Below are 18,459 nucleotides of genomic sequence, written 5' to 3' on the forward strand. Positions count from 1 at the left end.
GATTACGCCCCGGCCGAGTCGCCGGGACGGCGGTTTGGATTCGGATGCGGCGAGGAGGTTCGGGTGCCCGATTCCGGCATCTGGACTCCGCTGGGCGGTCCATCCGCTTGCCGTGGTGAACGATCCGGATGCCACACCGCGCGCTCGAAGCGCTTCATGGCACTCGCTTTTCCCGGACAGGCAATTCTGCGCTTAACTGCCTGTTAACAGTTGGTTTTCTGCGCATATCTGTTCTGTTGTATATATGGCACATTGCATGTGAAAGACCCCCGTTTCGGGCTTTCGGCCGCTGATGCCCATTGCATGCAAACCTCCAAATAGGTGAAGTTCTGAATATGAGTTCGGGGCATCGAGCTCATCACGCCGGATCGCCGGCTGTCAGGGGTGGCAGCCACAGTACGCGGTTCGGCGCCGTAGGGAACCGGAATGGCCACAGCTCGAGGTCGAGACCCGGTTTCTTCTCTGGTTGACTTTGGAGGTCAGGAAATGAACATCAAGAGCATCCTGCTCGGCACCGCCGCCGGCCTTATGGCCGTCACTGGCGCCCAGGCTGCGGACCTGCCGGGCGAGGTCGTTCCGGCGGCCGTCGACTACGTCAAGGTTTGCGATACCTTCGGCGCGGGCTTCTTCTACATCCCCGGCACCGAGACCTGCCTGGACATCTCTGGCCGCGTCCGCTTCCGCGTGACGGCCAGCACCGACGAAGACACCTTTGGTGATCCGGATGGCACGGGCGCCGACCAGGTCCAGTTCCGCGCCGATGCCCGCGTCGACTTCGACGCCCGCACCGCCACGGAATACGGCCAGCTGCGTTCGTTCTTCCGCATCAACGCCGACTCGTCGGACAACTCCACGACCGTCGACAGCGCCTTCATCCAGCTCGGCTGGCTGACGGCCGGTTACGCCGGTACGCCGGTTGACGTCGCCGTCCTGCACGGCATCAACGACAACACCTTCTTCGACTTCCAGACCGTTCAGCTGACGGTCCTCGCCGACGACCTCGGCGGTGGCTTCTACGCTGGCGCGTCGATCTTCGATCCCAACGGCGGCGCCATGCGCGCTTCCTTCGGCGATGGTGACCTCGACCTCGACGGCGACGGCATCTTCGGCGAGCCGGGCGAAGAAGGTGGTGACGATATGCCGGGTATCGCTGCTCGCATCGGTATCGGCGATCAGCCCTGGGGTGGTATCGACCTGAGCGCCGTCTTCATCCAGGACGTCGAGTGGTTCGCCAAGCTCACCGGTAACCTGAAGCTCGTCGACAACTTCGAGCTCCGCGCTGCCGCGGCCTACGTGAACTGGGACGATGAAGTCGTCGGCGTCGGCACGGAAGACGATGGCTACTTCGTGTCGCTGTCGGCCTACTACACCGCTTCGGAAGCGGTTGGCGTCTACGCCGGCGTCGTCTACGACGACAACGCCTACGCGCAGGGTGTCGAAGAGCGTCTCTTCGTCAACGCTGGTGTCGACTACACCGTCACGCCGGGCCTCGTTCTCACCGGCGAAGTCAACTACTCCGACTCCGACGCTGCTGACGACGACAACTTCACTGGCATCGTCCAGCTGACCCGCAACTGGTAATCCAGTAACGGTTCGACTAGAGCGGCCCGGCCAAAAGCCGGGCCGTTTTTCGTTACGGCCATGGAAAAGCCGGCGCTGGTTTCCCGGCGCCGGCTCGATCCAATCAGGAAACCTGATTACTGCTGCATGTTGGCTTCGGCGCAGGTGCCGTCGTCCTTGGCGTTGTAGCCTTCGGGGCACGGAGCGGTCTGCGGGGACTTGCCGACGCTGTCGCCCTCGCCCTGCTGAACGGTCGAGGTGGCGCCGTTCGCGGTCGTGCCGCCCGCGGTGCCGTCCGAGCCGGTGGAGCCAGTGGCCGCGGCGCCGCCGAGAGCGGAACCATCATTGCCGGAAGCAGCATTGTTGCCAGCGTTCGAGCCGCTGTTGCCGGAGTCCTGCGCGAAAGCCACGGTAGAACCGGCAGCGATCAGGGTGGCCAGGGCGGTCATCTTCAGAATCTTCATCGTCATGTCGACCTCGTCGTTTTGTGCGTTGCGTTCGGCAGACAAATCTTCCAAATGCATCGTGCATCCAGAGACTGAGAAACGACGCAGTTGCAAAGACGTTCCACCAGACCTTACGCTCGGTTGCTGACGACATCCCGAAGCTCGAGCTGAAGCTAGGGCTTTATATTTGCGGAATACCGCAAATTTCCGCCTGGGCGTCGGTTCGAGGCAACGAATCACAAATATGGGATCGGACTAGCTCAGACGGCGAAAAGCATCTATCATCTGAGTTGCAGCGGATGAGCCCCTATGCTGCGCCTGACATCCAACACGAAGCCCCGGCTGGTCGTTAGTCCGCCGGGGCTTCTGTCGTTTCGGAGCCCTCTGCGGCGGGGCGGTCAGCGGCGGTGCTTCACGCTCGGCGTACGCAGCGTGACCAGTTCCTCGGCTGCGGTCGGATGAACCGCCATAGTGCGGTCGAAGTCGGCCTTGGTGGCGTTCATCATCATGGGAATGCCGAGCAGCTGAGCCATTTCGCCCGCCCCCTCCCCCATCACGTGGACGCCGAGAACGCGGTCGGAGATCGCGTCGACGATGAGCTTCATCATCATCCGCTCGTCGCGACCAGCGAGCGTGTTGCGCATCGGGCGGAACTCGGCCTTGTAGACGTCCACCGCCTCGTGAGTGGCGCAGGCGCGCTCTTCTGTCATGCCGACCGTGCCGAGTTCCGGCGTGGTGAACACGGCCGTCGGGATCAGCCCATGATCCACCAGCACTTCGCGTCCACCAAAAACCGTATCGGCGAAGGCATGGCCCTCGCGGATGGCGACCGGGGTCAGGTTCACGCGGTTGGTCACGTCGCCGACGGCGTAGATGCTGGGCACCGACGAGCGGGACCAGGCGTCGACCTTCACGGCGCCGACCGCGTCGAGTTCCACGCCGGCCGCTTCAAGGCCGAGGTCGCGGGTGTTGGGCAGACGTCCTGTCGCGTACATGACGAGCGAGGGAGGCAGCGACTCGCCGGTGTTCAGCGTTGCCACCGGGCCAACGTCGCCGTCCCCGATGGAGACGATGTCGGAGCGCGTCAGGATCCGGATCCCGCGGTGTGTGAGCGCGGCGGCGAGTTTGTCGACCATCTCGCGATCGAAGCCGCGCAGGATCTGCTCGCCGCGGTAGATCAGCGTCGTCTCCACGCCGAGGCCGTTCAGGATGCCGGCGAACTCCACCGCGATGTAGCCGCCGCCGACGATCACCGCCCGTTCTGGGAGCGCCGGCAGGTCGAAGATCTCGTTGGAGGTAACTGCGCGTTCGATCCCCGGCACGCCGGCCGGCAGGAACGGCCAGGCGCCCGTGGCGACGAGAATATGGGCGGCGGTGACGGTCCGCCCGTCGGAGAGGCGCACGCTGTTCGGGCCGGTGACCACCGCGCGGGCGCGGATGATCTCGGCGCCGGAGCGCTCGAGATTGGCGACATAGGCCTTCTCGAGACGATCGATCTCCCGATCCTTGGCGGTGCGGAGCGTGGTCCAGTCGAAGGACGCCTCGCCCAGGGTCCAGCCGAAGCCGGAAGCGTCCTCGAACTCGGAGGTGAAGCGCGAGGCGTAGACGAGCAGCTTCTTCGGCACGCAGCCGCGGATGACGCAGGTGCCGCCGACCCGGTATTCCTCGGCGATGGCGACCCGCGCTCCGTAGCCCGCAGCGATGCGGCCGGCGCGAACGCCGCCGGACCCGGCGCCGATGACGAAGAGGTCGTAGTCGAAGTTCGCCATCGCGGATTCCGGCATCAGGACGGGCGGGCCTTAGAACTGATGGCCGCGCTTGATCAGCTCTTCACGCGACTTGGTGACCAGCTCGGTGGAGAGCGCATCGCGCCAGATGCTGGCGGAGCGGATCGAATCCTGGATCACCAGCGGCATGTTCTGGCCGAACTTCATGCCGACGGCGGAGGAGTAGAAGGCGGTGATCTCCTTCAGTTCGTCCTCGGTGAAGCGGGCGGCCCAGACGCGCTCGAGTTCGCGATCGAGTTCGGGGCGCCGCTTGGCGAGTTCGAGGGCGATCTGGTTGACGACCGCGTCGATTTCCTGGACGAGCGAGGGATTGGAGCGCTGGAACAGGGCCTTGGCCTGATCGGCGAGCACCGGCAGGATCTGGTCGAACTGCTCGGAGGCGTGCGCGGCGGCGATGGTGGCGCGCGCGGCTGCCAGATGGCTCTCCGCGTAGTCCTGGGACAGCACCGGCGAAGTGCCGAGAAGCGCCGCGACCAGGGCCAACCCGGCCACCCGGATTCGATGGTTTTTCATTCTTCTCCTCCGGAGAGATCAAATCGTTTGTCTATCGATACGCCTGATGCCGGATCGACCCGCGACGATCACCGTCGAGGCCATATCGATGAAGAGCCCATGCTCGACCACGCCGGGAATCCGGTTCAGGGCGAGTGCGAGTGCTTTTGGGTCCGAAATCCGGCGAAATGATGCATCCACCAACCAATTGCCCTGATCCGTGACGAGGCGGTTGCCAGACCCATCCTGCCGGAAAGAGATGCCGCCCGATAGCCCGGATCGACGTGCGGCGTCGGCGATGGCGCGAACGGTCGCCGTGGCGCCGAAAGTCACCACCTCGATCGGTAACGGAAACGCGCCGAGCGCCTCTACCTCTTTGCTCTCGTCGGTGATCACGATCATGCGGCGGCTGTCGGCCGCGACGATCTTCTCGCGCAGCAACGCGGCGCCGCCGCCCTTGACGAGGTTGAGGTCCGGGTCGAACTCGTCGGCACCGTCCACCGTGAGATCGAGGCCGGCGACGTCGTCGAGGCTGATGATGCGGATGCCAAGCTCGCGGGCGAGCCGATCGGTGGCCTCCGAGGTGGGCACGCCGACCACATCAAGGCCGTCCCTGACCTTCTCGGCGAGGAGCCTCACGAACCATGAGGCTGTCGACCCCGTTCCGAGCCCGAGCCGCATGCCCGGCCGGACCTCCTCGAGCGCCGCCGCGGCTGCGGCCTTCTTCATCTCGTCCGACGACATCAACCCACCCGGCACGGCCATAACGAAACGTTTGCGCTCTTACCACGTGGGTGGGTGGGGTCAAGCTTGGGGGAACACGGGTGTCCGAGCCGCCGGAACAGCCACGGTTCCGCTTGCCGCTCACGACACACGCGGCTATCCACGGACGTCACTGCCGGAGACATCATGACCGCGCCGCTTCTCGTGCTCGATCTCGACGGAACGCTCCTCGATACCGCCCCCGACCTTCTCGGAGCCCTCAACGCGGTGCTCGCCGAGGAGCGGCTGCCGACCGTGGACCGGTCGGCATTGACCACCAACTTCGGCCAGGGCGCGCGCTCGCTGATCGTGGAGGGGTTCCGCCGGGCCGGCGCGGCGTTGGCGGTGGAGCGGATCGACGACCTCGTCGCTCGGTTCATTGAGATCTACGCCGGGCGCCTCGCCAGCGAGACCGTGCCGTTTCCCGGCGCGGTGCAGGCGCTGGACCGGCTTCAGGCCCGGGGCATCCGGCTCGCCGTCTGCACCAACAAGCGCGTCCATCTCGCGGTGCCGCTGCTGGCCTCGCTTGGGCTGGCACACCGCTTCGCCGCAATTCTCGGCGGCGACAGCCTGCCCGTCCGCAAGCCCCACCCGGACCACCTGATCGGCACCGTGGAGGCCGCCGGCGGGCTGGTCGGGGCGAGTGTGATGGTCGGCGACAGCGACGCCGACATCGCCGCCGCCAAGGGTGCGGGGATCCCGGTGATCGGCGTTTCCTTCGGCTACACGCCGGAGCCGATCGGCGCGCTCGGTCCGGACGCGGTGATCGACCATTTCGACGCGATCGACGAGGCGCTTGCCGCCATCTCCCCCGCCTTTGCCGACGCGCTTGCCTGAGGAGCTACCGATGCCGATTCCCGCTCCGACCGTGATCGCCTCGATCCAGATCGGCCGCATCGTGCGGCTTCCCGATGGCGAGACCCCGTCGGCCATCGCCAAGCGTCCGGTGGACCGGGCGGTGCAGGTCGGGCCGGAGGGCATCGTCGGCGACGAGCAGGCCGACCGCAGCGTCCACGGCGGGGTGGACAAGGCGGTGCTGCACTACAGCCTCGACCACTACGCCTCCTGGTGGAGCGACTACGGTGACGCCCTGCCCGCCTCACTGTCCGGCGGCGGCGCTTTCGGCGAGAACCTCTCGTCGGCCGGCTGGACCGAGGAAACCGTGCACCTCGGCGACCGGATCCGCGTCGGATCGGTGCTGTTCGAGGTCAGCCAGGCCCGCCAGCCCTGCTTCAAGCTGAACGTCCGCCACGGCGTGGAAGACCTTGCCTGGCGCGTCCAGAAGACCGGTCGGTCCGGCTGGTACTACCGGGTGTTGGAACCCGGCACGATTCGCGCCGGAGACTCGGCCGAGATCGTCGAGCGCCCGCACCCGGACTGGCCGGTGCAGCGCGGTTTCATGACGCTGATGCGCGATTTCCAGAACGTGGAGGCGCTGCGATCGCTGCGCGCGATCCCCGCGCTGGCGCAGGCGTGGGTGCAGCAGATCGACCGGCGGCTGGGCTGAAGCCGCGACTTTCGCGGCAGTTCCGGCCGGACGGCGCCCACCGCCAATCCCGGCTTGACTTGCCCGGCGGGCGCCCCTTATATCGCGCCACGACCGGAACGGGTTTGGGCGATTAGCTCAGCGGGAGAGCACTTCGTTCACACCGAAGGGGTCGCAGGTTCGATCCCTGCATCGCCCACCATTCCCTTCCAGTCAAAGTTTTCCCGACATCGGCGATCAAACAGGCAGCAGTCTTCCGCTGCCCGACCGTTTGCGTCCAGGGCTGGCGCCCCGTGCGGGTGAATGCACCATCACAACCGGAACAGCGTACCGAGGTTGCCGCCGAGGTTGCTGGAGGTGAGCCGCTCGGGCAGCTTGATGCCGGCGACGACCGAGCGCTTCTGCGGGAAGCGCTTGAGATAGGGCGCGAGCCAGGCCACGCGGTCGCCGCGGATGGCGCCGCTGCGGGTGGGGATCTTCAGCTGCTTCTCGCCGGTCATCGCCTCGACAGTCCGCGGGTCGCGGATCATGTCCAGGTTGAACTTGACGAGGCGGTGGATGGCGCCGCCGCAGGCGCCGTAGGCGTCCATGCCGTTGGCCGCTGCGAGTTCGGCGATCATCACCAGCGGGCCGGTGGCGTGGATATGGTAGTCGCGCGCCCGCTTGCCGCGGGCCAGTTCCATCGGCAGCACCCCATCCGCGCGGATCTGGCAGGCACCGATCTTGTAGCTGGTGAAGCCCCAGGCGAGATCGTCGCGGTCGCCGGTCACCACGCCGATCGCCGCCACGGAGAAGCCTGCCCAGTAGCGGTGGTTCTGGCGGTCGGACGAGCGGTCGTCGGTGCCGTCGGCGGAGAAGTTGCCCTTCACCAGATCGGCGAACTCCTGCAGCCAGGCGTCGATCAGCGCGCGATCCTCTGGGGTGCCGGCGTGCGCGTTCTTCACCTGCGCGTAGGAGATGGACAGGCCGGCCATGATGCGGGTGGAGGAAAGCACGGCCTGACGGGTGTCGAGGTCGGTCAGAGCGCCGGACTTCGCCCAGGCCGCCATCCAGGCGAGCGCGCAGGCCGCCTCCTTGACCCGGGCGCCGTTCGATTCGGTGTAGCGGGTCGCCATCTGCGAGACGTCGGCGAGATAGTCGCGGATCGGCTTCATGCCCTGCTGGTAGGCTTCCTCGGCATCGTCGTCGATCGTCGACTTGGTCTTGTCGGACTGGTCGTAGCGGCTGGTGACGGCGAGCGAGACCACCGCCTTCGGGGCGCGGTTGCCGCAGGTCGCGGGGGACCCGCTGGCCTTGACGGAGGGGACGGGGAACGGCAGGGCGAGCATCGCGGCGGATGCCGGGCCTGCCAGCAGCAGACTGGCGATGAGGACGGGTCCGAGGGCTCGTCGCAGGGTCATGGTGTCTCCAAGGATTAAAGACCGGCAGTCTGAGCGCCGACCAGAGGCTACTGGGTGACCGGCGGCTCGACAGCCACCGCTTCGTCGTTGAGGGCTCGGGCCTTCGTCGCGTCGGGGGCGACCACGAAACCCACTTCATAGGCGGCGGCGAGCGCCCGCTTGGCGTCACGGTCGCCGGCGTCGGCGGCCTTCTGCATCCAGGCGATGCCCTTCTGCGGATCACGGCCGTTCACCGGACCGTAGAGGTAGGTCTCGGCCAGCGCGCGCATGGCGGCCGGCTTGCCCGCCTCGGCGGCGCGCAGCAGCCAATCGTTGGCGCGGCGACGTCCGTCCTCGCCGAAGGCACCGTTGCGTGCCTTCGCGGCGAGTTTGAGGAGATTGCCGCCGAGCGTGTCGAGATCCGACCCGATCCGGTCCATGACGCGTGCGAGGACCGCGGCTTCGGGCGCCAGCACGTCGTCGGCGGCGAGCTTCAGGAACAGGACGTCGGCGCTGGAGTCGCCCGCATCGCCGCGGCCGACAAGCAGCGTTTCGGCGTCCTTCGGGGCGGGCGGACCGAAGGTGCCGCGGGCGAGACCCTCCGCCAGCCGGCGAAGCGCCTTCGGCTCGCCGGCCTCCAGCGCCATGCGCAGGTAGGACTCGGCCTTGGTGCGATCGCCGTCGGTGCCGATGATGATATCCGCCAGCGCCATCAGCGAGCCGCCGTCGGTGGGCTCGACGGTCTCGGAGGCGAGCGCGCCGTAGCGGGCGGCTTCCGCCCTGCCCTCGGCACCGAGGCTGACCCAAGCGAGACCGAGCTTGGAGAAGTCCTCCGCGCTGCAGGCGCCGCCGTCCTCGGCGAGCCGCTTCAGTTCGGCGATGCGCGAGGCTTCCGGCAGACCGTTGGCGAGCGCCAGTGACGCGGTGAAGTCGCCGGCCGCCGCGGCCGCCTGGAGCCATTCGTAGCCCGACCTGCCGCCGGCTTGCTCGCTGCCTTCGAGCAGTTCGCCCAGCTTGCGCATGGACGGCACGTGCCCGGCCTTGGCGGAGGGGATCAGGAGATCGAGGAGGTCCTGCGGCTCGGCCGATCCGGTCTCGTCCAGCGCGCGGGCGAGTTCGAAGCGGGCGTCGATCGCACCGGCTGTCTCGGCAGCGCTGAAGAGCGCGCGGGCTTCGTCCATCGCGGCGAGGCCGTTTTCGGCCAGACGCGCTTTGGCGAGCGCGATCTCGAAGCCGCCCGGCGCGGCTGCGAGGCTGCTGCCATGAGCTTTCCAGCGGGCCGCCATCTCCGCGTCGGCAGGGAGGCCGCGGCCGGTTTCGTAGGCGATCACCATGGACGCTGCCGCGTCGGCGTCGCCGCCCTGGGCGGCCTCGCGCAGCAGCAGGAGGCCGCGGGCGGCGGTCTCGGGGTCGGCCGAGGCCATCAGACGGCGGGCGTAGATCTCCATGCTGCTGGACGATCCGAGGAAGGCCGCGCGTTCGGTCCAGGTCGCGGCCTTCTCGGTGGATTGGGCGACGCCCATGCCGCAGCGGTAGACCTCGGAAAGGCGCACGGCGGCAGCCGCGCTGCCGTTGGAGGCGGCGAGGCGGAACAGGCGGACGGCGCGCGGGAGGTCGCGCGGCACGCCGTCGGCGCCGGTGCGCACCAGCATGGCGGCTTCGTAGGCGCCCTTGTCGGAGCCCGCGTCGGCGGCCTTCTCCAGGTGGGCCAGCGCGGCCGCAGGGTTCTTGGGCGTGCCGAAACCATCGCGCTCCGCGATGCCGCGCTCGAACACCACGTCGGCGGGGGCGTCGGGCAGTTCCGCGGCTTTCACGAGATAGGCGTAGGCCTTGTCCGGGACCGGTGCACCTCCGAAGTCGCCGCGATAGAGCTGAGCGAGCCAGTACCAGGCGTCGGTACGGCCCACTTCGCCCGCCTTTGCAAGGAATTCGGCGGCTTTCTTCAGATCTTGAGTCACGCCCACGCCCGTCGCATAGGCGATGCCGACCGGCAGCAGCGCGGAGGCGCGGCCGGCGTTGGCGGCGATCTCGAAGTAGCGCACGGCCTTGGTTTCGTCGGGCGTCACGCCGAGGCCGCGGTGGTAGGCCTTGGCGAGCAGGATGGCGGCGCTGGAGTCGGCCTTCTCGGCGGCGAAGCGCGTCCACGCCATCGCCAAATCCGGGCGGGGCTCACCGAAAGCACCATCGGTGTAGAGGGTCGTCATCAGCCGTGCGGCGCGGCAGTCGCCGGTCTCGACCGCCGAGACGATGGCGGCAAAGGCGTTGGTGACGGCGAGATCGAGGGTCGCCGGATCGGCCTTGCCGGTGAGCTTCAGGAGGCGGGCGAGCGCGAGCGACGCGCGCGGGTCGCCCTGGGCGGCGGCGACACGGTAGGCGCGAACCGCGCCGTCGACGTCCTTGCCGGCAAGGAGATCGCCGAGCGAGCGGGCGGCGGAGCGCGAACCGGTCTTCATCGCCTCGCGCAGCAACTCGATCGCCTTCGTGCGGTCGGCCTCGTCGCCTGTGGCGATCAGCATCCTGGCCTCGATCGCCGCGCCTTCCGGGCCCGCGCCTTCCTTGCTGGCCTTGGCGAGGTGGCCGAGGATCCGGCGGGCGGCGTCGGGATCGCGCGCAACGCGCGCGCTGCCGACTGCGTATTCGCGGGCGATGGCAAGTAGGTCGTCGCGCGAGCGGTCCGTCTTGCCGCCGTCCCAGGCCGTCCAGTCGGAGCCGAGCTCGACCGGCTTCTCCACCACGCAGGCCTTCGCCGAAGCGGCGTCCGGCGGCGCGAAAGCGGGCAGTCCGGCGGCGTTCGCCGGCAAGGCCGCCAACAGCGCGGCGCCGGTCATCAGGGCGCGGGCAGTCGCAGGCTGGAACAGGAGGGCAAGACGCATCGAGGGAAGGCTCCACAACTCGGCACAGGGGCGCCGCCCGCGGGTTTCCGCGAGCGGCGATCGCATCGGGCGGATCAACGCTCGACGGTGTTGTCGACCACTACGGCCTTCGGGCCGGCAGCGCTGGCAACGACCAGCACGGACTTGGCGGCGCGGCGCTCCAGCTTGACCGAGCCGACGTCGACCACCGTCTTGCCTCCGGACTCGACGGCAAGATCCACATCCACCGCGCCGACGGGGCGGAACTTCATCTCGCCGGGGCCGACGTTCTCGAAGATGGCGACCTTCTGCTTGGGCGCGGCCAGCGACAGGCCCGCTTCGCCGGTGAGGTTGTAGAAGTGGAGGCCGGCCTTGGCCGGGTTGGTCAGGACCTCGTCCTTGATGACGACCGGGCCCTGCCCCGCCTCGTTGAACACCACGGTGTAGTAGTTGCCGGCGTCGAAGGCGGCCGAGGCGGTGGCGTCGCCGTAGGTGACGCTGTGTTCGCCGGACTTGACCACCACGAAGGAGGAGACCCCATCGCCGGAAAGGTCGAGCGGCGCGCCGTCGACAGAGCCGGTGCCGTCGCCCTTGAGGCTGGCGTCGACGAAGCGGACGAAGGCGCTGTCGGCCGGGGGCGCCGGATCGTAGAGCCCCGCGTCCTGGGCGAGCGCCGCAACGGGGGCAGCGGCGAGGATCGTGGCGGCGAGGAGAAGGCGCTTCATCATGGTCATGCTCCGTTGGATGCGCAGACGTCGAGAGTGACGGTGGTCTCGGCCTTCACGGGGGCCGAGACGGTGATGGACTTGAGCGGGGCGGCGAAGTCGTCGCTCAGCTCAAGGAAGGCCCGGTCGGTGTCGCCCATGCGGTCCGGTCGGGTGAGGGCCACGTCCTCGCCGTCGCCGTCGCGGTGATCGAGCGAGATCTTCAGCGTCCGCAGCTGCCGGTCGGACACCGACATGGCGAGGTAGCTGTCGTGGCCGGCGACGCTGACCGTTTCCGGCAGTTCGACGGTCGCCGGTTCGCCCGGCTTCAGGGTCAGCGTCGCCTGGTGCAGCGAGCCTTTCCCGGCGCAGGAGCCCTTCACCGCGGGGATCAGCTGGCGGAAGTTGGTGATGCCGTCGCCGTCGAGGCGGTAGCCGACCGGGTTTTCCCAAAGCAGGAACTTCGGCAGCGGCCCGTCGATCAGGTCGGAGTGCGACCACTGCATGAACGCGGTGAAGGTACCGCCGCCCGATATGGCGTAGTTGGCGACGTCGACCTGCAGCGCCTCGGCGAGGAAACCGGCGAAGTTGAACTCGGGCAGATCGCTATAGGAGGTGCCGACGATGGCGACCGGCGGTCCCTCGCTGTCGTCGCCGCCGAGCAGGTCGTCGGCGGAGATTTCGGCGGCCTCCGTTTCGAAGCGGTTCAGTTTCTCCACGTCGAGCTTGTCGGTGCAGAGCGACTGGAGCGCGCTGCGCATGGCCGAGGCGAGTTCCGCCTCGCCGGTGTCGGCGGAGGCAAAGGCCTTCTTGGTAAGCTCGCCATAGACCGCGATCTGCTTCAGCTCGGTGGCGACAGACTCGGCGCTCACCTTGGCGCCTTCCGGACGCCAGTGGATGTCGCGGGCGAAGTGGAAGTCACCGGCGAGCTTCACGTCCGCCATGGTCTTCAGGATGTCGACCGTCGGCACGCCTGCGCTGCGGAAGGTGGCGACGGTCTCGTGGAACTGCGTCCGGGCGACGTCGCCGTCGTAGACGATGCCGTCCTCGATGCCCTCCGGCATCTTGGCGCCGTCCGTCATGCCGCGGTTGGGGATCGGCATGTAGACGAGCGTCACGCCGCGGGCCTGGAGGGCCTTGGCGAGCCGGGACATCATGCCGACGGCCTGCGGCGCCTGCAGGGTAAAGTCGTCGACGTCGTTCTTCAGGCGAAAGAACCAGCCGTCCTTGCCCTCGTAGACCGGGTTGTCGAAGAAGCTGGTGGCCGGCGACCGGACGGAGATGTCCGGGCAGGCGTAAAGGGTCCCCTCCTTCACCGCGCCCGGCGCTGGGCGCGCTTCGCGGGCGAAGGCGGGGGCGGCCGGCAGCGCGACGGAGGCCGCCAGCATCAGGCGAAGCACAGGCTTCATGAGGGGTCTCCGAAATCCACCTTCTGGGCGTCGTCAAGGTAGCGTTCCGGGAGTTCCCAAATGACGACCTTCGGCGGTGCATTTTTAACGGTATCGCCGGAAAGGAAGGCCGCCATCGGCTCGAACGGGCCTTTTCCCATCTCCGCGAGGTTAACGACGTCGCGTTTCAGCGATGCCTTGAGCGCTGCTTCGAAACCCCAGCGGCTCTCGGCGGAGTAGCTGGTGCCGACCAGCGCGACCGGGATCTCGGCCTCGCCCAACAGTCCGCCGGCGGCCTCGCCTTCCGCGTCGAGCGCGACGACCCGGTCCGGCTCCGGTCCGATCCAGTACGCGAGCGGCCCGAGGCGCACGTAGCGCAGGAGGTCGCCGGAGTGTTCGAAGGACGGGCCTTCGACAAGGCGGAAGTCGGCGGGTTCGCCGGTGTCGGCCATGGTGCCGACGACCGAGGCGATCGCGCCGGCGGCCGCGGCAGCGCCTTGCGGTGTCCAGTGGGTGTCCGTTTTCAGGAACACGGGGCCATCGGCCTTGGCCGCGGTCATCGCCGGGCGAAGGTCGACAGCCGGGATGCCGGCGTCGGCGAGGGCCTGCAGCACCCGGTCGTATCGACCGGCGGGCTCTGCCGGCCAGCGATAGCCGCCGAGGTGCTCGCCGTAGATGCCGGCCTTGGAGGGAACGACGGCCGTGACGAGGCGGATGCCCTGCGCTGCCAGCTTGTCGCGGGCCGCCGTCACGAGCATCAGGTTCCGTGCGAGGCGTTCGGCCGAGTGCTTGTCGGTCTCGAAGTCCTCCTTGGTGAAGAGCCAACCGTCTTCGCCGATCAGAACGCCGTCACGCCCCTCGCCGAAGAGCACGTAGGCGATCGAGCCGAAGAGGTCGATGCCGGTGTCCTTGAGGGCGAAGCGCTCGTTGTAGAGCGCGGTGATCTCAGCCGTACGGCCGCCGCGCAGCCACTCCTCGGTGAAGGAGGCGCCGTCGTCGATGCTGCCTTCGCGGGCGGAGAAGAACACCCAGTTGACGGGGAGCGACAGCGCGAGGATGGCGAACATCCCGGCGGTGGCGGCGATCTTGCGGCGGGTCGGAAGCCCGCGCTGGAGGGTGACGTCGGTCATTTCGGTGGCCTCGTCAGAACTGGAAATAGAGGAAGGGCGAGTAGCTGTCGGCCGACATCTTCAGCACCGCGAAGGCGAAGGCCGTGACGAGGGCGGCGCGGCCCATGCCGACGGTCATCGCGCTGCGGCCCATGGCCAGCACGCCCCGGGTGATCCGGCGCATGTTCGGCTCGATGAACACGACGGCGATGGCGATCAGCAGCCAGGCGAGCTGCATGTCGGTGATGCGCCAGGCGTATTCGTCCGTCAGCGCGAAGCCATTGAGGCCCACCATCGCCTCGTAGAAGGCGAAGGCGCTGCCGACGTCGTGGGCGCGGAACATCACCCAGCCCAGCATCACGGCCACGATGGTGATCGGCCAGGCGAGCAGCTTCGGATACGGGCTCTCCTTGCCCTTGCCGCCGAGCGCGCGCTCCAGCGCCAGGATGCCGCCGTGCCAGGCGCCCCAGACGATGAAGGTCCAGTTCGCGCCGTGCCAGAGGCCACCGAGCAGCATGGTCAGGAACAGGTTGACGTAGGTCCGCGCCCTGCCCTTCCGGTTTCCACCGAGGGTAATGTAGAGGTAGTCGCGCAGCCATTCCGACAGCGAGATGTGCCAGCGCCGCCAGAACTCGGTGATCGAGCGGGAGATGTAGGGGCTGTCGAAGTTCTTGATCAGGCGGAAGCCGATCATCAGGCCGAGGCCGATCGCCATCTCCGAATAGCCGGAGAAGTCGAAGTAGAGCTGAACGGTGTAGGCCGTCGCGCCTAGCCAGGCTTCCGTGAAGGTCGGGCTTTCCGCGGAGAACAGAAGGTCGGCGAGCGGGGCGACGCTGTCGGCGATCAGCACCTTCTTGGCGAAGCCGATCATGAACCAGACGCAGCCCTCGTTGAACTTCGTCCAGGTGTGCGTGCGGGAGACGATCTGCGCCGACAGGTCCTTGTAGCGCATCACCGGTCCGGCGATCAGGTGCGGGTAGAGCGCCAGGAAGGCGGCGAAGTCCACGAAGTTGCGGGCCGGCGGGGCGTCCTTGCGGTAGATGTCCATCATGTAGCTGATGGACTCGAAGATGAAGAACGAGATGCCGATCGGCAGGATGATCTGCATCGTGAAGATGCCGGCGGGCGAGGTGACGCCCAGCACGTCGATCAGGCTGGCGGTGAAGAAGTTCCAGTACTTGAAATAGAACAGCACCATCAGGCTGCCGACCGAGCCGACGATGCAGCGCAGCTTGGCACTCTCCTGATCCCGGGCCGAGGCGATCAGGTGACCCATCACGTAGCTCCACACCGTCACCAGGGCGTAGAGCGCCAGGAAGTCCACCCGCCACCAGCCGTAGAACGTCCAGGAGCCGATGACGATGGTCATCGAGCGCCAGCGCATCGGCGTGAGGTAGTAGACCGCCAGGAACAGCGGCAGGAACACGAAAACGAAGATGTTGGAGGAGAAGATCATACGCGTTCACCTCCCGGCGTGATGGCCGGCATGCTTGTTGATCGGGTCATCCGGAGGACTTCTCGGTGGCCAGCGACTGCAGCAGCCGCTGGGAACTCTTGTGGCCGGCCGCGGCCGACTTCTGCAGCCAGCCGACGGCCTCGGCGCGGTCGCCGGCGAAGCGGTCGTCGGAGCGCATGATCACGGCGAGGCGGAACATGGCGCTGGCGCTGCCGTTCTCGGCCGCCTTGCGCAGCCAGAGCATGGCCTGCTCGAAGGCGGCCGGCTCGTCCTGGAGATTGTAGAAGGAGAACAGGTCGTACATGGCACCGACGCTGCCGCCGTCGGCGGCGGTGACGAGCCAGCGGGTGCCCTCCGCCTCGTTGCGCGAGGTGCCGTAGCCGGCGATCAGCGCCTTGCCGACCTCCTGCATGGCCTCCACCGAGCCGGCTTCCGCCGCGCGGTAGAACCAGACGAAGGATTGTTCTGCGTCGATCGAGGATCCGGCGCCCGAGGCATACATGCGGGCGAGGTCGACCATGGCGTCGCGGGAGCCGGCCTCTGCGGCGCGGACGTACCACTCGTAGGCGGCGACCGGGTCGCGTGCGGTGCCGACGCCGTTGAGGTAGGCGTTGGCGACGCGGATCTCGGCATTGATGCTGCCGGCGTTGGCAGCGCGCAGGAACAGCGCGAAAGCCTTCTCCACGTCGTCCTCCCCGCCCGCGCCGGAGGCGTAGGCGGCGCCGAGGCGGGTCAGCGCCTTGATGTTGTCGGGGGCGGCGGCGAGAGCCCGTTCCAGCAGTTGGCGGCCGAGCACCGGGTCCTTGATCTCCAGGTCCTTGCCGTCGAGAAGCGCCTCCCCGACGCGGATCGCGGGCTCGACGGTGCCGTTGGCGATCGCCTCCTCCGCCCAGCGGACGGCCTCCGACTTGCTCTTCATGCCGCCCGAGCCGGTGAGGTAGCTCTCGACGAGGTCGCGGGCGGCCTCGCTCATGCCGCGGCGGGCGAGCGTGATCAGGATGGTCAGCCCCGCTGGCCGCATCTCGGGGTCAGGAAAGGTGACGGCCCCGCGGGCGATGGCCAAGAGCACCTTGGGGTCGTCGGCAGCGGCGACCTGGGCGCGCTCCAGCATGTCGCGCGCTTCGGCGATCGCTTCCGGCTTCGGCGTGGGCCCGAGCGTCAGGCTCGCCATGGCAACCAGCGCGGCGGCGCTGCCGTCGTTGGCGGCTTTCTCGAAGGCAGCGCGGGCGCGGTCGGTCTCGCCGCGCGCGGCGTAGAGCTTGCCGAGACCGACGGTGCCTTCCTGTTCGCCGGCGGCGGCCGCTTCCGTGTAGAGCTGTTCGGCGCGGGCAAGATCGTCCGGATTGCCGGTCGCGGTCAGGAAGTCGCCGAGTTGGACGAGCGCGGCGAGGTAGCCCGCGTCCGCGGCGGCCAGCATCAGCCGTTCGCCCTCGGTGCGGTCGGGTGCGAAAGCACCGCGACCGGTCAGGTAGATGCGGCCGATCGCGGCGGTCGCCCCCGCGCTGCCGGCGTCCGCGGCCTGGGCGTAGAGATCGATGGCGCGCTGGATCTCCGGCGCGGCGTAGGCGGTGTCGAGGATCAGCCCGGCGAGCCGCTCGTAGGCCGTGGCGTCGCCTGCCGTTTCGACCGCTCGACCGTAGAAATCCTTGGCGGTGGCGACGTCGCGGGGTACGCCGATGCCGTCGCGGTGGAGGTCGCCGAGGAGGACCAGCGCGCGGGTGTCGCCGGCGTCGCCTGCCTCGGCGAGCAGATCGAAGGTACGCTTGCGGTCTTCCGGCGAGGGGTCGACGCCGCGCTGCAGGACGAGTTCGGCGGCGTGGACAGCGCCCATGGTCTCGCCCCGCTCGGCGGCGGCGAGATAGAGGCCGAGCGCAATCGCGGGGCCCTCCGGCGCACCGGGCATGTCGCGGATCTGGCGGGCGTAGGCGAGCAGCCGGGCCGGCGCCGCATCCGGCGAGCGGAGGATATCGGCGACGGCAGCGGCAGCGGCAGCCGGATCGCGGGTGAACGGCGGGCGGCCGACGAGGCGCAGCCGCGCCTCGATCGAGGCGGCGTCCGGGTTGCCGATGTCGCGCAGGATGCGGAGTGCGAAGGCCGCGTCGTCGCCGGAGACCGGTAGATTGCCGCCGTTCATGAAGTTGCGGACGAAGGCGAGCGCGGCCTGGTCGCTGCCGGCGAGGATGGCGGACTGGAGGCCGTCGACGATCTCCTCGGGCGTGGCGTTGCCGGAGTTGAGGTAGACACCGACGGCCGGATCGTAGCCGAGCGCCATGGCGACCCGGTAGTAGCGGCGGGCCTGGTCCAGGTCGGGCTCGACGCCGAAGCCGGTGCGGTAGGCTTCGGCCAGGGCGAAGGCGGCGGCGCCGGAGTGCTCGGCGCGCAGGCGCAGCAGCATCAGGCCCTGGGCACGCCAGCTGGCCGCCTCGGCCGGATCGTCGGTGAGACGGGCGAGACCTTGCGCCGCCGCGGGCTCCTTGTTGGAGAGACCGACCGCGTAGTAGCCGCGGGCCTCCTCGACCGCCTTCGGGTCGCCTGCGGAGGTCGCCATCAGGTGATCGGCAAGGCGGACGGCGGCGCCGCCGTCGCCCGCGTCGGCGGCCCGGCGGAGCAGCGCGACCGCCTCGGTGCGCTCCGCTTCGCCGCCGGCGATCAGCAGGCTGCCGAGCGCTTCGGCCGCGGAGACGCCGACCTCGCCGGGCACGTCGAGCACGCTACGCAGCAGCTCGACCGCCTCGGCGCGGCGTGGCACGCGGAGCGGATTGGTGGCGGACACCTGGGTGCCGGACTTCAGCAGCGCAGCGAGCTGGACCTTGGCGCCGGGGTCGGTGGAACGCTCCAGCTCGGCGATGCGGCGCTGCTCGTCCTCGAAACTGCGCGCCGCCGGTTCGGCAAGCCCGGCCTCGATCGCGCCGGCCGCGTGGGCAAACCCCGTCCAGGCGTCGACCAGGGTCGCGGCGGGTGCGGCAAAGGCCAGCGCGGTGATCAGCGCGATGCGGGAGGCGGAGAGCAGCGGGCGGCGGGTGTCGGTGCGAAGCATG

General features: G+C 68.6%; 14 protein-coding genes and 1 tRNA gene. 4 read left to right on the forward strand and 11 right to left on the reverse strand.

The annotated features are described in order from the left end of the window. Positions 1-486: 486 nt before the first annotated feature. Positions 487-1,581 (forward strand): porin, encoded by a 1,095-nt coding sequence (locus tag HZ321_RS10120; protein WP_181702161.1) that lies wholly within the window; start codon positions 487-489, stop codon positions 1,579-1,581. A gap of 116 nt (positions 1,582-1,697) precedes the next feature. Here the strand turns inward: HZ321_RS10120 and HZ321_RS10125 are convergent, their stop codons facing one another. The 4 genes from HZ321_RS10125 to rpiA form a co-directional block, all read right to left on the reverse strand. Continuing rightward, positions 1,698-2,084: a hypothetical protein gene (locus HZ321_RS10125; protein ID WP_181702162.1), complete on the reverse strand. Its 387-nt coding sequence runs from the start codon at positions 2,082-2,084 to the stop codon at positions 1,698-1,700. A 320-nt stretch (positions 2,085-2,404) separates the two neighbouring features. After that, the gene (gene gor / locus HZ321_RS10130; protein WP_181702163.1) at positions 2,405-3,775 is read right to left on the reverse strand and encodes a glutathione-disulfide reductase; all 1,371 of its coding nucleotides are present in this window, start codon (positions 3,773-3,775) and stop codon (positions 2,405-2,407) included. Between the two features lie 30 nt (positions 3,776-3,805). Beyond that, positions 3,806-4,306, reverse strand: coding sequence for a DUF2059 domain-containing protein (locus HZ321_RS10135; RefSeq protein WP_181702164.1), 501 nt, complete (start codon positions 4,304-4,306; stop codon positions 3,806-3,808). Between the two features lie 18 nt (positions 4,307-4,324). After that, complete coding sequence (rpiA, locus tag HZ321_RS10140; RefSeq protein ID WP_181702165.1) at positions 4,325-5,029, reverse strand: ribose-5-phosphate isomerase RpiA; 705 nt, start codon at positions 5,027-5,029, stop codon at positions 4,325-4,327. Between the two features lie 165 nt (positions 5,030-5,194). Here rpiA and gph point away from each other — a divergent pair, with 165 nt between their 5' ends. The 3 genes from gph to HZ321_RS10155 all read left to right on the forward strand — a co-directional run bounded on the left by gph (position 5,195) and on the right by HZ321_RS10155 (position 6,735). Further along, positions 5,195-5,884 carry a phosphoglycolate phosphatase gene (gene gph, locus HZ321_RS10145; protein ID WP_181702166.1) on the forward strand — a complete coding sequence of 230 codons (690 nt, stop codon included), beginning with the start codon at positions 5,195-5,197 and terminating at the stop codon, positions 5,882-5,884. Positions 5,885-5,894: 10 nt separating this feature from the next. Further along, positions 5,895-6,554 (forward strand): MOSC domain-containing protein, encoded by a 660-nt coding sequence (locus HZ321_RS10150; RefSeq protein ID WP_181702167.1) that lies wholly within the window; start codon positions 5,895-5,897, stop codon positions 6,552-6,554. A gap of 106 nt (positions 6,555-6,660) precedes the next feature. Beyond that, positions 6,661-6,735 (forward strand) — tRNA-Val (locus tag HZ321_RS10155). Between the two features lie 109 nt (positions 6,736-6,844). Here the strand turns inward: HZ321_RS10155 and HZ321_RS10160 are convergent. The 7 genes from HZ321_RS10160 to HZ321_RS10190 form a co-directional block, all read right to left on the reverse strand. Beyond that, positions 6,845-7,933, reverse strand: coding sequence for an alginate lyase family protein (locus tag HZ321_RS10160; protein WP_181702168.1), 1,089 nt, complete (start codon positions 7,931-7,933; stop codon positions 6,845-6,847). Between the two features lie 47 nt (positions 7,934-7,980). Continuing rightward, positions 7,981-10,785, reverse strand: a complete 2,805-nt coding sequence (locus HZ321_RS10165) for a tetratricopeptide repeat protein (protein ID WP_181702169.1) — start codon at positions 10,783-10,785, stop codon at positions 7,981-7,983. Between the two features lie 74 nt (positions 10,786-10,859). Further along, a complete protein-coding gene (locus HZ321_RS10170) occupies positions 10,860-11,492 on the reverse strand; it encodes an alginate O-acetyltransferase AlgF (RefSeq protein ID WP_181702170.1) in 633 nt (210 codons plus the stop codon). 2 nt (positions 11,493-11,494) lie between these two features. Then, positions 11,495-12,877, reverse strand: a complete 1,383-nt coding sequence (locus HZ321_RS10175) for an alginate O-acetyltransferase AlgX-related protein (RefSeq protein WP_181702171.1) — start codon at positions 12,875-12,877, stop codon at positions 11,495-11,497. Continuing rightward, positions 12,874-13,986 (reverse strand): alginate O-acetyltransferase AlgX-related protein, encoded by a 1,113-nt coding sequence (locus HZ321_RS10180; RefSeq protein WP_181702172.1) that lies wholly within the window; start codon positions 13,984-13,986, stop codon positions 12,874-12,876. The genes HZ321_RS10175 and HZ321_RS10180 overlap by 4 nt, the downstream gene beginning before the upstream one ends. Positions 13,987-13,999: 13 nt before the next feature. Next, positions 14,000-15,421, reverse strand: coding sequence for an MBOAT family O-acyltransferase (locus HZ321_RS10185; protein WP_181702173.1), 1,422 nt, complete (start codon positions 15,419-15,421; stop codon positions 14,000-14,002). A 46-nt stretch (positions 15,422-15,467) separates the two neighbouring features. Next, the gene (locus HZ321_RS10190; protein WP_181702174.1) at positions 15,468-18,458 is read right to left on the reverse strand and encodes a tetratricopeptide repeat protein; all 2,991 of its coding nucleotides are present in this window, start codon (positions 18,456-18,458) and stop codon (positions 15,468-15,470) included. Between the last annotated feature and the right edge of the window lies 1 nt (position 18,459).

It is taken from the genome of Chthonobacter albigriseus, from assembly GCF_013839445.1.
GTDB lineage: Bacteria > Pseudomonadota > Alphaproteobacteria > Rhizobiales > Pleomorphomonadaceae > Chthonobacter > Chthonobacter albigriseus.

Coding starts and splice junctions, on each gene's coding strand:
- HZ321_RS10120 (WP_181702161.1), top strand. CDS start 487: ATGAACATCAAGAGCATCCTGCTCGGCACCGCCGCCGGCCTTATGGCC.
- HZ321_RS10125 (WP_181702162.1), bottom strand. CDS start 2,084: ATGCATTTGGAAGATTTGTCTGCCGAACGCAACGCACAAAACGACGAG.
- gor (WP_181702163.1), bottom strand. CDS start 3,775: ATGGCGAACTTCGACTACGACCTCTTCGTCATCGGCGCCGGGTCCGGC.
- HZ321_RS10135 (WP_181702164.1), bottom strand. CDS start 4,306: ATGAAAAACCATCGAATCCGGGTGGCCGGGTTGGCCCTGGTCGCGGCG.
- rpiA (WP_181702165.1), bottom strand. CDS start 5,029: ATGTCGTCGGACGAGATGAAGAAGGCCGCAGCCGCGGCGGCGCTCGAG.
- gph (WP_181702166.1), top strand. CDS start 5,195: ATGACCGCGCCGCTTCTCGTGCTCGATCTCGACGGAACGCTCCTCGAT.
- HZ321_RS10150 (WP_181702167.1), top strand. CDS start 5,895: ATGCCGATTCCCGCTCCGACCGTGATCGCCTCGATCCAGATCGGCCGC.
- HZ321_RS10160 (WP_181702168.1), bottom strand. CDS start 7,933: ATGACCCTGCGACGAGCCCTCGGACCCGTCCTCATCGCCAGTCTGCTG.
- HZ321_RS10165 (WP_181702169.1), bottom strand. CDS start 10,785: ATGCGTCTTGCCCTCCTGTTCCAGCCTGCGACTGCCCGCGCCCTGATG.
- HZ321_RS10170 (WP_181702170.1), bottom strand. CDS start 11,492: ATGATGAAGCGCCTTCTCCTCGCCGCCACGATCCTCGCCGCTGCCCCC.
- HZ321_RS10175 (WP_181702171.1), bottom strand. CDS start 12,877: ATGAAGCCTGTGCTTCGCCTGATGCTGGCGGCCTCCGTCGCGCTGCCG.
- HZ321_RS10180 (WP_181702172.1), bottom strand. CDS start 13,986: ATGACCGACGTCACCCTCCAGCGCGGGCTTCCGACCCGCCGCAAGATC.
- HZ321_RS10185 (WP_181702173.1), bottom strand. CDS start 15,421: ATGATCTTCTCCTCCAACATCTTCGTTTTCGTGTTCCTGCCGCTGTTC.
- HZ321_RS10190 (WP_181702174.1), bottom strand. CDS start 18,458: ATGCTTCGCACCGACACCCGCCGCCCGCTGCTCTCCGCCTCCCGCATC.